The sequence below is a fragment of the Paenibacillus chitinolyticus NBRC 15660 genome, from assembly GCF_000739915.1.
Classification (GTDB): Bacteria; Bacillota; Bacilli; order Paenibacillales; family NBRC-103111; genus Paenibacillus_F; species Paenibacillus_F chitinolyticus.
On record NZ_BBJT01000010.1, the window covers coordinates 1 to 13,573 of the forward strand.

17 protein-coding genes and 1 pseudogene are annotated in these 13,573 nt (G+C 48.5%); 14 read left to right on the forward strand and 4 right to left on the reverse strand.

What is annotated here, in order from left to right:
* The 4 genes and pseudogenes from PCH01S_RS30945 to PCH01S_RS21315 all read left to right on the forward strand — a co-directional run.
* Positions 1–805 (forward strand): annotated as a pseudogene (locus PCH01S_RS30945) (hypothetical protein); the annotation flags it as partial.
* Complete coding sequence (locus tag PCH01S_RS21305) at positions 802–1,176, forward strand: EscU/YscU/HrcU family type III secretion system export apparatus switch protein (protein WP_042232861.1); 375 nt, start codon at positions 802–804, stop codon at positions 1,174–1,176. The pseudogene PCH01S_RS30945 and the gene PCH01S_RS21305, both read left to right, overlap by 4 nt.
* A 1-nt stretch (position 1,177) precedes the next feature.
* Entirely contained in the window at positions 1,178–1,552 is a 375-nt protein-coding gene (locus PCH01S_RS21310) for a YraN family protein (RefSeq protein ID WP_042232863.1), read from the forward strand.
* Complete coding sequence (locus PCH01S_RS21315; RefSeq protein ID WP_042232865.1) at positions 1,553–1,825, forward strand: hypothetical protein; 273 nt, start codon at positions 1,553–1,555, stop codon at positions 1,823–1,825. It begins immediately after the preceding gene.
* Positions 1,826–1,874: 49 nt separating this feature from the next.
* Here the strand turns inward: PCH01S_RS21315 and PCH01S_RS21320 are convergent, their stop codons facing one another.
* A complete protein-coding gene (locus tag PCH01S_RS21320) occupies positions 1,875–3,470 on the reverse strand; it encodes a YifB family Mg chelatase-like AAA ATPase (RefSeq protein WP_042232867.1) in 1,596 nt (531 codons plus the stop codon).
* Positions 3,471–3,635: 165 nt separating this feature from the next.
* Here PCH01S_RS21320 and PCH01S_RS21325 point away from each other — a divergent pair, with 165 nt between their 5' ends.
* From PCH01S_RS21325 to dprA, 4 genes are all read left to right on the forward strand, one after another.
* Complete coding sequence (locus tag PCH01S_RS21325; RefSeq protein WP_042232870.1) at positions 3,636–3,896, forward strand: hypothetical protein; 261 nt, start codon at positions 3,636–3,638, stop codon at positions 3,894–3,896.
* Between the two features lie 311 nt (positions 3,897–4,207).
* Positions 4,208–5,368, forward strand: a complete 1,161-nt coding sequence (gene sucC, locus PCH01S_RS21330) for an ADP-forming succinate--CoA ligase subunit beta (protein WP_042232873.1) — start codon at positions 4,208–4,210, stop codon at positions 5,366–5,368.
* A gap of 62 nt (positions 5,369–5,430) precedes the next feature.
* Entirely contained in the window at positions 5,431–6,363 is a 933-nt protein-coding gene (gene sucD, locus PCH01S_RS21335; protein ID WP_009674484.1) for a succinate--CoA ligase subunit alpha, read from the forward strand.
* Positions 6,364–6,485: 122 nt separating this feature from the next.
* Complete coding sequence (dprA, locus tag PCH01S_RS21340) at positions 6,486–7,571, forward strand: DNA-processing protein DprA (RefSeq protein WP_042232875.1); 1,086 nt, start codon at positions 6,486–6,488, stop codon at positions 7,569–7,571.
* Positions 7,572–7,661: 90 nt separating this feature from the next.
* Here dprA and PCH01S_RS21345 read toward each other — a convergent pair whose 3' ends face one another.
* From PCH01S_RS21345 to PCH01S_RS21355, 3 genes are all read right to left on the reverse strand, one after another.
* Positions 7,662–8,738 carry a tyrosine-type recombinase/integrase gene (locus PCH01S_RS21345; protein WP_042232877.1) on the reverse strand — a complete coding sequence of 359 codons (1,077 nt, stop codon included), beginning with the start codon at positions 8,736–8,738 and terminating at the stop codon, positions 7,662–7,664.
* 14 nt (positions 8,739–8,752) lie between these two features.
* Positions 8,753–9,268 (reverse strand): ImmA/IrrE family metallo-endopeptidase, encoded by a 516-nt coding sequence (locus PCH01S_RS21350; protein WP_042232880.1) that lies wholly within the window; start codon positions 9,266–9,268, stop codon positions 8,753–8,755.
* Between the two features lie 77 nt (positions 9,269–9,345).
* On the reverse strand, positions 9,346–9,723 hold the full coding sequence (locus tag PCH01S_RS21355; protein WP_042232882.1) for a helix-turn-helix domain-containing protein: 378 nt from the start codon (positions 9,721–9,723) through the stop codon (positions 9,346–9,348).
* Between the two features lie 129 nt (positions 9,724–9,852).
* Between PCH01S_RS21355 and PCH01S_RS21360 the strand changes: the two genes are divergently transcribed.
* The 6 genes from PCH01S_RS21360 (at position 9,853) to PCH01S_RS21385 (ending at position 13,493) form a co-directional block, all read left to right on the forward strand.
* Positions 9,853–10,101 (forward strand): helix-turn-helix transcriptional regulator, encoded by a 249-nt coding sequence (locus PCH01S_RS21360; protein ID WP_042232884.1) that lies wholly within the window; start codon positions 9,853–9,855, stop codon positions 10,099–10,101.
* Positions 10,098–10,301 (forward strand): hypothetical protein, encoded by a 204-nt coding sequence (locus PCH01S_RS21365; protein WP_042232887.1) that lies wholly within the window; start codon positions 10,098–10,100, stop codon positions 10,299–10,301. The genes PCH01S_RS21360 and PCH01S_RS21365 overlap by 4 nt, the downstream gene beginning before the upstream one ends.
* Before the next feature lie 179 nt (positions 10,302–10,480).
* Positions 10,481–10,987: a helix-turn-helix domain-containing protein gene (locus PCH01S_RS21370; protein ID WP_053228762.1), complete on the forward strand. Its 507-nt coding sequence runs from the start codon at positions 10,481–10,483 to the stop codon at positions 10,985–10,987.
* Between the two features lie 14 nt (positions 10,988–11,001).
* On the forward strand, positions 11,002–11,268 hold the full coding sequence (locus tag PCH01S_RS21375) for a hypothetical protein (protein ID WP_042232889.1): 267 nt from the start codon (positions 11,002–11,004) through the stop codon (positions 11,266–11,268).
* Positions 11,269–11,764: 496 nt separating this feature from the next.
* Positions 11,765–12,784: a replication protein gene (locus PCH01S_RS29380; RefSeq protein ID WP_053228763.1), complete on the forward strand. Its 1,020-nt coding sequence runs from the start codon at positions 11,765–11,767 to the stop codon at positions 12,782–12,784.
* The gene (locus tag PCH01S_RS21385; RefSeq protein ID WP_042232891.1) at positions 12,675–13,493 is read left to right on the forward strand and encodes an ATP-binding protein; all 819 of its coding nucleotides are present in this window, start codon (positions 12,675–12,677) and stop codon (positions 13,491–13,493) included. The genes PCH01S_RS29380 and PCH01S_RS21385 overlap by 110 nt, the downstream gene beginning before the upstream one ends.
* Positions 13,494–13,573 lie beyond the last annotated feature (80 nt).

Consider the following 13,573-nt stretch of genomic DNA (forward strand, 5'->3'; position numbering starts at 1 on the left):
CGCCCATGCGGCGCAGGCAGCCGAACGCCGCGGAAGCGCCGCCGAGGCGGACGCCGCACGTGCGTCCGCTGCGGGCGAACAGCGCCCGGCGGCCGATAGCGGCTGGGTGCGCGAACTGCTGCGGGCGGTGGGCGTCGACCACGAGAGCCGGCTCCTGAGGCAGCCGGGCACCCTCGCGCACGCAGGAGGGGCACACCTGGCCGCCGGTGAAGGGCAGGCTGCGGCGCTCAAGGCGGACAGCGCCGAGACGCTCAAGAGCCTGCTGCTTCAGCTGACGGCGGCCGACGATCTTCCGGCTCCGATCCGGGAGTCGGCCAAGCAGGCTTTGCAGCAGATTACCGGGCAGCAGCTGCTGCTTTCGCCGGACCGCAGCGGGGTGTTTACGCATGTGACGCTGTTTGTCCCGCTTCTCGGCGCGGACGGGCAGCCCACGGCAGCCGTTCACATCCAATCCCGCAAGGGCAGACGCGGAGAACTGGATGCGGAGAACTGCCGTCTTTTGTTCGACCTGCAAATGAAATCGATGGGCCACACACTAGTGGACGTCGGTGTGATGAATAGAATGGTCAGTCTGCAAGTGTTTAATGACGAGCCGATAATCGGCGAGCTGCTGAACGGCTCCAAAGAAGAGATTGCAGCCGCCTTGGATAAACTGGGTTATCAGTTTCTCTCTATGAAAACAGCGGAATATCCGAAGGCGTCGGGAAGTTTCACGGGCGGGGAGTCCGGCTCTTCCCTAAGTGCGGTTATGATGGATACCATCGTGCCGGGAGAAGCCTACCGGGGAGTGGATCTGCGCATATGAATTTTTCTGCCAAGCGAGGTCAGACTCCGTCAAACTCAGGTCCCTCTAAGGAAACGGCTGACGGAGAAGGCGCGGGGACCCATGCGATCCGCAAAGCGGTTGCCCTGAAATACGCGCCCGGAGAGCAGAAAGCGCCTACGGTCATTGCGAAAGGGAAAGGCAAAGTCGCCGAGGCGATTGTCGAGAAGGCAAGGGAAAGCGGAGTTCCCGTACAGGAAGACGCTTCACTTGTGGAAGTACTCTCGAAGCTGGAGCTCGATCAAGAAATACCGGGGGAGCTCTATCAGCTTGTCGCCGAGGTGCTCAGTTACATTTACCGGTCGGACAACCGGATGAAGGAAATGAGAGACAGTCAGCGGAAGGGGCTGTAACATGGCGTTTTCGCCTTTATCCAGAAAAGATCTGGGCCGTTACGGCGAGCAGAGGGCGGAAGAGCATATAGCCGCTTTAGGTTATAAGGTTGTCGCCCGGAATTGGCGCTGCCGATCCGGCGAGATCGATCTCATAGCCGAGACGGAAGGTCAGCTTGTTTTTATCGAAGTGCGTACGCGCAGACTTACGGGACGGTTCGGTACGGCGAAAGAATCCGTAGACGCCAGGAAACAGCTGAAAGTGCGTCAGATCGCACAAATGTACCTGTATGCGGCCAAGCAGAGCGACCGCAGGGCGAGGTTTGATGTGATCACGATCGAGCTGACGCCTGAAGGAGAGTTTAACCGTTTGGAGCATCTGACGGGAGCGTTTTGAATGAACGGTTTGAAGTTCATACGTTCTGTTCGAAATTGCAGTCCGGACAGACAGGATGATCGTGAAAAAAGGCGCCCATCGCTTGAACGGGCGCTTTTTCTTGTTCGTACCGCATGGAATCTCTGCGGGCCGGATGAGACGCCGCATGACGATGATCAATCACAAGTTGTTTGGCATGCGGGCAAGGGAATGCAGCGAATTTTTGTCACGTATCGGGAATTCACTTTGGCAGTATTTTTGCGTGATTTTGAAATGACGGCTGTATCGCGGTAGAGTCTCTAAAAAGCCCCTCCCGTTCCGGGACGATCTCTCGCTCTCCCCGCTAGAGGGAATAAGATTTGTCCAGATTTCTATATTGGATCGCTTCGGCAATGTGTCCGTAAGTAATTCCGTCGCTTGTTTCCAGATCCGCGATCGTCCGGGCGATTTTCAAAATCCGGTCATGTGCCCGGGCGCTTAAGCGGAGCCGGTCGAATGTCTGCCGGAGAAGGTCTTCGGCTTCGGGCGGCAGTACACAGTATTTACGGAGCCATTTGCCGCCGAGCTCCGCGTTAAAGCGCATAAAACTGCCTTCATAACGAAGCTGCTGCCTTCGGTGAGCGGCAAGTACTTGCCGGCGCATGTCTTCAGAGGAAAGCGAAGGGCGCTTGTCAGTCATGGCGGTATAATCCAGCCGGGGAACTTCTACATGCAGATCAATCCGATCAAGGAGAGGTCCCGAAATGCGCGCTTTGTACTGTCTGATTTTAAGCGGGGAACAGATGCAGCTTTGTTCGGCGGTCTCGGTTCCGTAAAATCCGCACTGGCAGGGATTCATGGATGCGGCAAGCAGGAAGCCGGACGGAAAGGTGAAGGAGGCGCGTGCCCGCCCTATGGTTACCTTACGGTCTTCCAACGGCTGGCGCAGCACTTCCAGCACGCTCCGCGAAAACTCGGGAAGCTCATCCAGAAAAAGGACACCTTGGTGAGCCAGGCTTACCTCGCCGGGCTTCGGTATGGAGCCGCCGCCAATGAGACCGGCCGCCGAAACGGTGTGATGAGGCGAACGGTAGGGCCTCTGCCGCATGAACCGGGTGATCGTGCCCAATTTTCCCGACACGCTGTAAATTTTCGTCACCTCAAGCGCTTCTTCGTCGGACAGAGGCGGAAGTATACCGGGAATCCGGCGGGCCAGCATCGTTTTGCCCGTGCCGGGGGGACCGATAAATAAAAGATTGTGCATACCGGCCGCAGCAATCATGATGGCTCTCTTGGCGTGATGCTGCCCGATTACATCGGCATAATCATCGGAGGCTGCCAGGGGGCCGTGCACTTCGGCAGGGACATCGGGACGGGCGGAGAGAACTTCGCGGGCGAAGGATTCTGAAGCGGATTCGGTTTCCGAAAGGGATGCGCCGTCTGCTGTCAGGCCGCGCTTGCAGGGAGTCCCCAGCTCGCTCAGACTGCTTATCCCCTGGACTTCAGTCCCTGAAATCAGGCGGGCTTCATCCACATTGGACAAGGGCAGCAGAACGCGCCGGATTCCTCTCCGGCGGGCGGCATCAACCATGGAAAGCACCCCCGGTACGGGGCGGAGGCCGCCGTCAAGCGCCAGTTCTCCGACCAGCAGACAACCGCCCATGCCGGGAAGCTCAATCTGACCGCTTGTCAGCAGGATGCCGGCCGCAATGGCCAGATCGAAGGAGGCGCCTTCTTTTCTCAGATCGGCAGGGGCCAGATTGACCGTAATACGTTCAAGAGGAAACTGAAACCCGCAGTTTTTGATGGCGGAGCGTACACGGTCGATCGATTCTCTGACAGCGGTGTCGGGAAGTCCGACCACGTTGATTTGCGGGAGCCCGTTTGCGATATCGATTTCTACCTCGATGCAGATTCCGTCGATTCCGTGCAGGCATGCCCCGGTTACTTTACCATACATGTAAAAACACCTTCTCCCTTCGCATTGGACAGGTCAAAGGTGCTTCCTTATGATCCGTTTCGTTGTTATTTCATGGTTATTTGGATAGTATACCAAAAATACCCAAGCATGAAAATGATCTTTTAGCTGCGGATAATTGGTCATACTAACTCCGAGGTGATTGATATGCAGGATAAACCGTATTTCTGTCCGAACTGCCGCTCCAACCGGATCAAGTTCAGTCTAATGACCAGCTATTCGCAGCCTTTTGTGAAAGATGCTCTCACGGGAGTCGTCACGGAATCCAGCGAAGCGAACGCGATTACCCAGAGCGAGCCGACGATACAGTGCCAAGTATGCAGCTTTGTCGGTAACGAGATGCGATTTGTCAAGCAGGCGGAGCGCGAGCCCCGCACTGTGACCCAGGTCAGCCCGACTTACGTATAGGCAGGTATGGATTCAAGCGCTTCCGGAACCGGTCGGGGATGGAAGTGCTTTTTTCATGAAGAGGGTGGAAGAAGAGTTAACGATTTCCTGAGCAATTAGAAAAAACGATTTCTTTTTTAAAAAGAGAGGAAACTGTCGACAAAAAGTGATACAATTATCGATGGCAAATGTTTGTCCGGACCCAAAAAGAGCCGGGCAGGATTTCCCCTGTCAAACGGCGAATACCCTACGTTGATTATGCGGATAGATTCGAAGCTTGAATGAGGTTTCGTGCATACAGGGAGAAACAATACGTTTAGGAGGATTTGCAAATGAATATCCATGAGTATCAAGGCAAAGAAGTCCTGAAGCAGTACGGCGTTGTCGTACCTCAGGGCAAAGTGGCGTTTTCCGTGGATGAAGCGGTCGAAGCAGCTAAAGAGCTGGGCACTCAGGTCGTAGTTGTCAAAGCGCAAATTCACGCAGGCGGCCGCGGTAAAGCGGGCGGCGTGAAAGTAGCTAAAAATCTGGACGAAGTCCGGACTTACGCGGAGCAAATCCTGGGCAAGGTGCTGGTCACTCACCAAACCGGTCCTGAAGGCAAGGAAGTTAAACGCCTGCTTATCGAGCAAGGCTGCGATATCAAGAAAGAGTACTACATAGGCGTAGTTGTCGACCGTGGAACGGGCCGCGTTACTATGATGGCTTCCGAAGAAGGCGGTATGGACATCGAGGAAGTTGCGGCTAACACTCCGGAGAAGATTTTCAAAGAAATCGTAGATCCGGCAATCGGCCTGCAAGCTTTCCAAGCTCGCAAACTGGCTTATGCCATTAAAATTCCTCAAGAACTCGTGAATAAAGCGGTTAAGTTCATGCTTGCCCTTTACACCGCGTTCGTTGAAAAAGATTGCTCCATTGCCGAAATCAATCCGCTCGTCGTAACCGGCGACGGCAACGTAATGGCACTTGACGCGAAACTTAACTTCGATTCCAACGCACTGTTCCGTCACAAAGACATTCTGGAGCTGCGCGACCTCGAAGAAGAAGACGAGAAGGAAATCGAAGCTTCCAAATATGACCTCAGCTACATCGCCCTTGACGGCAATATCGGCTGTATGGTTAACGGCGCAGGACTTGCCATGGCTACGATGGATATCATCAAGCACTACGGCGGAGACCCGGCTAACTTCCTTGACGTAGGGGGCGGTGCTACGAAAGAGAAAGTTACCGAAGCGTTCAAAATCATTCTTTCCGACTCGAAAGTAAAAGGTATTTTCGTCAATATTTTCGGTGGAATCATGAGATGCGACATTATTGCCGAAGGCGTTGTCGCTGCAGCCAAGGAATTGGGTCTGGACCGTCCGCTTGTCGTTCGTCTGGAAGGCACCAACGTGGATCTCGGCAAGAAAATCCTGAATGAATCCGGACTGAACATCGTTTCCGCGGATTCGATGGCTGACGGCGCACAGAAAATCGTTGCGCTTGTTAAGTAATTCCGGTCAGTGAGTACAAGCTTTCTTTTCTTCAAAAAATTCAGGGGATGTGAATAATTACCATGTCTATTTTGATTGATAAAAACACAAAAGTCATTACCCAAAACATGACGGGTAAGACCGGTATGTTCCATACACTCGGCGGTCTTGAATATGGTACGCAAATGGTAGCCGGCGCGGTTCCGGGAAAAGGCGGTACGCAAGTCGATTTCACGCTTGAAAACGGCTCTACCGTTACCCTTCCGGTTTATAACACCGTACAAGAAGCGAAGGACGCGACAGGTGCCACGGCATCCGTTATTTACGTTCCTCCGGCTTTCGCGGCCGATTCCATCATGGAAGCCGTTGACGCGGATCTTGATCTTGTCATCTGTATCACCGAAGGTATTCCGGTTCTTGACATGGTGAAAGTTGCCCGTTATATGGAAGGCAAACGCACCCGTCTAATCGGACCGAACTGTCCGGGCGTTATTACACCGGGCGAATGCAAAATCGGCATTATGCCGGGTTACATTCATACTCCGGGCCACGTGGGCGTAGTATCCCGCTCCGGTACCCTGACGTATGAAGCGGTTCACCAGCTTACAACTCGCGGCATCGGCCAGTCTTCCGCAGTAGGTATCGGCGGCGACCCGGTTAAGGGCTCCGAGTTTATCGACATTCTTCGACTGTTCAACGAAGATCCGGACACCTATGCAGTTATCATGATCGGTGAAATCGGCGGTTCCGCTGAAGAAGAAGCGGCCGAGTGGATTAAAGCGAACATGACGAAGCCGGTTGTCGGCTTCATCGGCGGTAAAACAGCGCCTCCGGGAAAACGTATGGGCCACGCGGGCGCCATCATTTCCGGCGGTAAAGGTACGGCGGCTGAGAAAGTGGCGACACTCGAAGCTTGCGGTATCCGCGTAGCGGCGACTCCTTCCGAAATGGGCTCCACTCTCGTGAGCGTCCTGGAAGAAAAAGGCCTGCTGGAAAAATGCATCACTAAAAAATAATAGAGCTGCCGGTTTCGGCGCTTTTATGGATGGTAAGCAACCTTCCAGTTCCCGTTGGGAATTGGAAGGTTTTTTTGTTTAGGTCTGTAAAATTTGTGAATGACAAGGGAGTGTTTTATACTATGGAGAATCGCTCTGTACTTATCGGGCTTCACGGCATAACCGGAGTGGGATGGAAGACCATTGATCTGCTGGTCCGCTCATGTTCCGATTTGAAGGATTTGCTGCTTTGGTCAGCCGGCGACTACGCTAGGCTTGGCATTCCGGCAGCTAGAATCCAGCGGTTAATAGATGAATTGACTCCATTTAAAATTGAAGCTTCATTAGAAAAGTACGAATCGCTCGGCATCGGAATTCTGACCCGCTTCGATCCCGGTTACCCGCGGCTGCTAGAAGAAACCGCTCAGCCTCCGTGGGTCCTCTACTGCAGAGGCCGGCAGGAGGTTCTGCAAAGACCGACCCTCGGGGTCGTCGGCACGCGGACACCGACCGCCTACGGGCGGAAAGCCGCACGGGAACTCAGTATGGCTTTATCGGCCGCGGGTTTTGTTGTCGTAAGCGGTTTAGCGCGGGGCATTGATGCGGAGGCTCACCACGGGGCCAAAGACGGAGCGGGCGGAACGATTGCCGTGCTCGGCGTGCCGCCGGACCGGATTTATCCGCCGGAGCATACGAGGCTGCATGAAGAAATCATCGCCTCCGGAGGTCTTGTCGTGTCCGAGTACCCGCTCGGTACGGTTCCGCACCCGGGATTATTTCCGCTGCGTAACCGCGTGATTGCCGGTCTCAGTCTCGGCGTAATCGTGGTGGAGGCGGCGGAGAGAAGCGGTTCCCTGATTACGGCGGATCTTGCCCTGGAGGAATCAAGGGATGTGTTTGCCGTCCCGGGTCCCATCCATTCCCCCAAGAGCAGAGGAGCGCTATCGCTTATTAAGCAGGGGGCCAAAATGGTGACGGATCCCCGAGACATTTATGAAGAATATATGCATTTATTGTCCACTCTGAGTGGACAAATGGGAGGTTCCGTTCAACCGGGTACACTGCCTTCACCGGAACAACAGTTGACAGAAGACGAGGTTATCCTTTATCGATTGCTGTCGAGCGTGCCTGTCCCCATTGACGTCCTCCTGGAGCAGACTCAATTTACGTTTGGACATTTGCATTCAGTTCTGCTATCCTTGCTATTGAAAAATAACAGCTCATCGTAAATATCTAAAAAGTGTTGGTATATAAGGCTTTGTGGAATTTATTTTTAGAACGACCACTGATATGACCACGCATTCAAAGTTATCCACAGTTTAATGAGCATATAACTGGTTTAATTTGATAGCGACCTCTTCTTGCATGTTAGGTAAAACGTGGGCGTAGGTATTCATTACCGTTTCCACCGTATCCCCTAAACGCTCTGCCACAACTTTAGCATTGTACCCCCAAGAAAGTAAAATCGATGCATGAGTATGTCTCAAGTCGTGTAACCTAATACGTGGCATTCCCACCTTGGCAGAATCCGAAATAAAATATCTCCATACATTGTTCGTGTAAAAATAGCTTCCCTTATTATCGAAAACGATGCTTACACCAGGCAATTGTTTATTTTTATGTTCAATAAGAACTTGTAAAGTTGAGTGTGGTATATGGATCACTCTTTTAGAGTTTTCAGTCTTAGGACGTTTGACATGCAGCCCCTTTTGTTTCGTATGCTTAAGGCTTTTTGTTATGGAAACCGTTGACTTTTTAAAGTCAATATCATCCCAATCTAACGCAAGAATTTCCCCGATTCGCATACCGCTTGTACCGGCTAAAACGTAAAGAGCATGCCTTTCAAATTCTCTACTTTCTTGAAGGAAATGAGTTAGCTGCTCCTCGGTCCATATGGACATTTCTTTGGGCTTATAAGATGGGGAAGAGGATTCTTTCGCCACATTCTTAATTATATAATTCCATATTGAGGCTTGTTTAAAAGTTTTGGAAATAACTTGGGCAATATTTTTGATGTACCCGCGTGAAACGCCGTCCTTTAACAAATCGCTATAGAATATATCGAGATCCACAGCGGTTATTTTATCAATCTTTTTGTGTCCAAGCTTAGGAATAATGTATTTCTGAACAATGATCCATTGGGAGTTGTATGTCCCTTGTTCAACTTTATTAATAACAATGGTTTCAAAAAAAAGTTTAATGAAGTCATCAAACTTCATTGAGTCTGTTCGTTTTCCAGCCTCTAAATCTCGCTCCATTTTAGAACAAGCCTTGCGTGCTTCCTTTTCGCTCGAAAAACCGGATACAGTCTTTTGTTTTCTTTTCCCCGTGTTTTGATCACGCCCCACATCTAATGTAAAGCTCCATTTATCACCTCGCCGTCTAAAATAGGCCATTAAGCACACTTCCTTTATCCATAAAGTAAATTCACTCGCTGATCGCATATACCCTGTAGTATCCGCCTTCTGATTTGCTGAATACGGGCATAGGCCATTTCAATTGGCACACCAAATTCTGATTTTAATGCTTCGGCAGCTTCGCTGTCTTTATCCGGGAGCGGGAGAGATTCATACATGTAATAAGGTATTGAAGCATACATCACAAAATGAGACGCCTGCCATTCCTGTAGTTCTCTGAATTCTTTAGGCATATCGAACTGTTTACCCCAATGTCTGAGCAAGTGGCAAAGCTCATGAAGAAAGTCCAGCCATTGCTGACTTTGTGGAAGGCGTCTATCTAGGAAAATGGACATCATACCATTTCTCTCGAATGATTCGCTACCCGAGTTCCACCAGTAAACCCACACATTTAATCTGGAAGCAACTTCAATTACATTTAGTTGTTGAGGAATTGTTATTTTTTGGCTTCTATATAAATTTTCAATCCATATCTCTAAATAGGTTTTTTGATAAGCGGAATTTTCCATAAGACAACACCCCCGATGTCGAGTAAATAGAATGTATGTTCGCTTTTTGGTGAAAAAAGAAAAGCCTGTAGGTGAAGCTACTCACCTTGTTTGTCTCCAGGCTTTCTATCCTTCTCTTCATTTTTCAGATACCGCCAATATTTCAACATTTCTTTTGTTCTTTCCTTTGGTGCAGAGGCAAAATCTTTAAAAAATACATTCACTTCAGGATCGTTTAATATTTCTAAAAAATCTTTATCATCTTCTATCGAGGATGATTCACGACCGGTTAAATAATCTACTTTAACTTTAAAAAATTCGCTGAACCTATTTAAAAGTTCTAGTGATGGTTCTCTTTCTCCTCTTTCATACATGCCAACAGAACTTTCACTAATGTTAAATTTTCCTGCTAAATCAGCTTGTGTTAGTCCTGCTTTTTTTCGCAGCTCTCTTAGTCTTAAACCAAATTTGGACATTTCATCACCCAATAATCATAATAACACGTTACGTGTGAAATTAATCGCACGATTCGTGTTGACTTCACACGTTTTGTGGTATATATTGTTATCAAGGAACACGATACGTGGTTATTTGGAGGTGAGAACTTGACTAAAGAAACGATTGCGGAAAAGTTGCTCAAGTTGAGGTCTAAGAAACCTCGTTACGAAGTAGCAAAAGAGGTAGGAATAAGTTTATCGGCCCTGCAAATGTACGAAAATGGACAACGAATTCCCCGAGACGATATCAAGGTAAGAATAGCAAACTATTATAAGGTTTCAGTTGAAGCCATTTTTTTTGACACTAAACCGCACGAATCGTGTGGTTCTAATGAAGAAAGGAGAAAAACATCATGAACAATTATTTCCAAGCTTATCCTTTGTATTTAAAAGCCTCAGACATTATGGATGCTTTGCAGGTTTCGAAGACAAAAGCCTATGAAATTCTTCAAAGACCTGATTGCCCGACAGTTACTCTCGGGAAATCGAAGCGGGTTCATCGGGATAAGTTTTTTGAGTACATCGTTTCGCTGGAAGGCAAAACCTTACCGGCCTGATTTAAAATAATAGCCCGCTAAAAAGCGCGGGCTTGTAAGGGAACGGTTAGCATCAGTTATGTACAACTTCATTGTATCCTAATCCCTTGTCACAAATCGCCGTTTAAATGTGCTGATTTGTTCCGAGCGGAAAGGCAATTGTGTCTTTCAGCAGCACGACGAGGGAGGAGGTGAAAGATTTGAGTATTGGAGACGCCTTTCGTAGTTACCGCAAAGAAAACGATATGACACAGCAGGAATTTAGCGAAATCGTTCCACTCGATAGAACTGGTTTATCAAAAATCGAAGCCGACAAAAAGAAAGCCCCCAAAGACATTATGCGAATCGCGGCGATAGCCCTAGATGATCCTAGAATTGCTTTGGCGGCCCAGGCTGAAGTCACAGGCGGCGCATGTCCGCCTTGGCTCTCCAAAGCAGATTTGCACAAAACGACTGTACATCTAAAAGCGCTGGAGGAAATAGAAGAAGCATTCGAGGCGATGAAGTCCACGCCCATAACCAAGCGAAAAGATCAGCTCGAAATGAAAGACATACATAGGATTAAGAACACCATCATGGAATGTGTCGAGGCAATCACGGCCCTAACTCATTATGTAGCAATTCTTTGCAAGGAATACACGATTAGCTGGATTGGGGTCTGGAAAGAACATCGGCAGGAGCTAAAGGAGAAAAAATATCTGAATTAGGAGGGCTTCTCTTTATGAGCAATGTGAATTTAAAGCTGGCTCGGAAGCGGGTTGGAGAATTAACGCTTCTTTACCGCAAAATTCTATGGATTCGGGAGCCGGACGGAATTTGGGACTGGTTCTTGAAGCGGGAAATTGAGGAATTGGAAAAGGATATTTCAGCGGCAAAAGAAAACATGACCGCCCGGCCAGGCGATCATGTCAATTTGAAAAATATTGTTGTAGTTAGTATACCGACATTTTTAACGCCTGACAAGGGAGCAGCCGGTTATGGGGGCTGAAGATTTCGAAATACTTCTCGGGCGGATATGTGATGGAGATATAGTCGTTCGGTCAGCGCCTACAAGGTATTTGAGAGAAGCGCTGACCGTTGGGGACATGTGGTTAATTTTTCAAGATCATGTCGAGCTGCATTATTTAAAAACGATTTAACGTAGGAACGAAGCCAGCTTGGCTTCGTCGTTGGGACCGCGAGCTTGGCCTACTCCTTGGGCCTTCGGGGGTTCGCGGTCCGAACGATGCGATCAAGCATCAGTAAACATGTGGAGGGGTGAAGCGTGAACACGATCATTTATGAGGGCGTAGTCTTTAATGTCGTCCAAAAAACGGATTATTTTACATTCGCGTACCGGGAATTAGGCTCAGAAAAGATCGAGGTCTATTGGAAGATGGGGGACGAAATCCAACTTCAAATCTGGTTCGTATCGCTTCTTACTTTGTTGCTGGCTATCAGAGAATACTATCAGGCTTTATGCAAGGAGCAAAAGGGGGAGGAACGTGGCAAACCCTCAAGTCGAGAACGGATTTGTATCTGTAGCTAATGAACTTTGGGACGAAATCATACGGCGTAATTTTACGAAAAGACAAAAGGATATTCTGTATTTCGTCCTTCGTTTATCTTATGGCTGCCGAAACAAATCGGCCTTTGTCCCGAAGTTAAAGGACTTTGAATTATGTGGTGTAGGCAAGACACACATCACAAATGAACTGAAATACCTTGTGGAGTGTAGGGTAATCGCTTGGGACAAAGCTGAGTGTGCTTTCGCCATAAACAAGGATTATGAAAAATGGCAGGTCAGTCCGGTAGCAGGGTGGAACCGTGAAGAATTCAACAATTTGATCCACCAAAATCTAGCTAAAAAGTTACCGAAACAGGAACATGAAATACCTGAAAAAGTTACTGAAATAGTAACTAGTGAAAATAACGGTTACCGAAACAGTAACCAACAAGTTACTGAAACAGTAACCGAAGAGTTACCGAAACAGGAACCTTTAAGTGGTTTAAACCCTTGCGGCTCTAAGGCGGAAGGCGTGTCTAAAGACAGTATTAAAGACAGTATTAAAAACAATATTACTACTACTGATATAGAGCCGGCCGAATCCGATCCACTTATCCAAATTCAGGACGCGTATTGTGATTTACATGAAAAGCTACCGTTTAACCTGTCCCAGAAGGATTTGTCTCTTATGAGGGAAGTGGTCGAACTAGAGATTCCAGCACAATTCGTAATTAAAACGATGCAGGACACTTTTGCTCTAAAGAAAAGAAGGGCGACAGAAAACGTTGTCCCTTTTAAAAAACCAAGCAGTTTCACCTATTACGAAAACCCTATTTTGGACGCTTGGCGTAATCATCAAGACAAGATAAAGCCATTCCCGAAGGGAGGACAAAGCAATGTTCAGGTCAATGCGGGAGACGCTTCGACCCGAAGAACTGATAGCCAAAATCCAGCACCTGAAAGCAATAAAACCGGATGGATACGGACAAGCCGAAACGCCGATTTACAAGTGCGCTAAGTGCAAGGACGAGCTTGGGTATTTTGTACAAAGGCCCATCGTGATGTCCCAAAAAGGTGAAGCTAAAGAGTTCATGATCGATTACTGGAAAGATTGTGATTGCATAGTTGATCGGAAGGTCGATAAGGCTTTCGAATCGAGTAAGATTTCTTTCGAATTCCAAAAGAAATCATTCGATAACTTTGATCTTGAAGTCTTGGGTCCGGTTCGAGATGCGTACCAATGTACCCGAACTTATACAGAGCAATACCGCAAAGTAAAGTTAGAGAAGCACAACAGCATAGCTCTACTTGGGGCATCTGGTTGCGGAAAAACTCACCTTCTAATGGCTGCGGCAAACACACTCATTTCGCAAGGCGTAAAGGTTCAGTATTTTCCTTGGGTCGAAGGATTTAACGAATTAAAGGACGATATGGCTTTGGTTAAGGAACGTGTATTTCAACTTCAAAAAGCTGAATTACTGTTCATTGATGACATGTTTAAGCCGCGGAAAGGACCAACTGATTTTGAATTGACACAAGCTTTTGCCATTATCAATTATCGATATCTCGAAAAGCTGCCTATCATGATTTCGTCCGAACGAGACATAAAAACCATGTGCGGCTACGATACGGCACTAGGTAGTCGAATCTACGACATGTGCAAAGATTATCTTGTAAACATCGTGGGCGACTCTTACAAGCTAAACTATCGGTTGAGGGAGGACTGAACTACGATGAATGATTTCGACATAACTCCCGAACAGCTTGCCGAAATGATCCGGCAAGACATGGAATGGGAAATTGAACA

Bases quoted from the DNA above. Each gene is read 5' to 3' on its own strand.
- PCH01S_RS21355 (WP_042232882.1), bottom strand. From the start codon at position 9,723: ATGTCCAAATTTGGTTTAAGACTAAGAGAGCTGCGAAAAAAAGCAGGA.
- PCH01S_RS21385 (WP_042232891.1), top strand. From the start codon at position 12,675: ATGCGGGAGACGCTTCGACCCGAAGAACTGATAGCCAAAATCCAGCAC.
- PCH01S_RS21345 (WP_042232877.1), bottom strand. From the start codon at position 8,738: ATGGCCTATTTTAGACGGCGAGGTGATAAATGGAGCTTTACATTAGAT.
- PCH01S_RS21310 (WP_042232863.1), top strand. From the start codon at position 1,178: ATGGCGTTTTCGCCTTTATCCAGAAAAGATCTGGGCCGTTACGGCGAG.
- PCH01S_RS21325 (WP_042232870.1), top strand. From the start codon at position 3,636: ATGCAGGATAAACCGTATTTCTGTCCGAACTGCCGCTCCAACCGGATC.
- PCH01S_RS21305 (WP_042232861.1), top strand. From the start codon at position 802: ATGAATTTTTCTGCCAAGCGAGGTCAGACTCCGTCAAACTCAGGTCCC.
- PCH01S_RS21320 (WP_042232867.1), bottom strand. From the start codon at position 3,470: ATGTATGGTAAAGTAACCGGGGCATGCCTGCACGGAATCGACGGAATC.
- sucD (WP_009674484.1), top strand. From the start codon at position 5,431: ATGTCTATTTTGATTGATAAAAACACAAAAGTCATTACCCAAAACATG.
- PCH01S_RS21315 (WP_042232865.1), top strand. From the start codon at position 1,553: ATGAACGGTTTGAAGTTCATACGTTCTGTTCGAAATTGCAGTCCGGAC.
- PCH01S_RS21350 (WP_042232880.1), bottom strand. From the start codon at position 9,268: ATGGAAAATTCCGCTTATCAAAAAACCTATTTAGAGATATGGATTGAA.
- sucC (WP_042232873.1), top strand. From the start codon at position 4,208: ATGAATATCCATGAGTATCAAGGCAAAGAAGTCCTGAAGCAGTACGGC.
- PCH01S_RS21365 (WP_042232887.1), top strand. From the start codon at position 10,098: ATGAACAATTATTTCCAAGCTTATCCTTTGTATTTAAAAGCCTCAGAC.
- dprA (WP_042232875.1), top strand. From the start codon at position 6,486: ATGGAGAATCGCTCTGTACTTATCGGGCTTCACGGCATAACCGGAGTG.
- PCH01S_RS21375 (WP_042232889.1), top strand. From the start codon at position 11,002: ATGAGCAATGTGAATTTAAAGCTGGCTCGGAAGCGGGTTGGAGAATTA.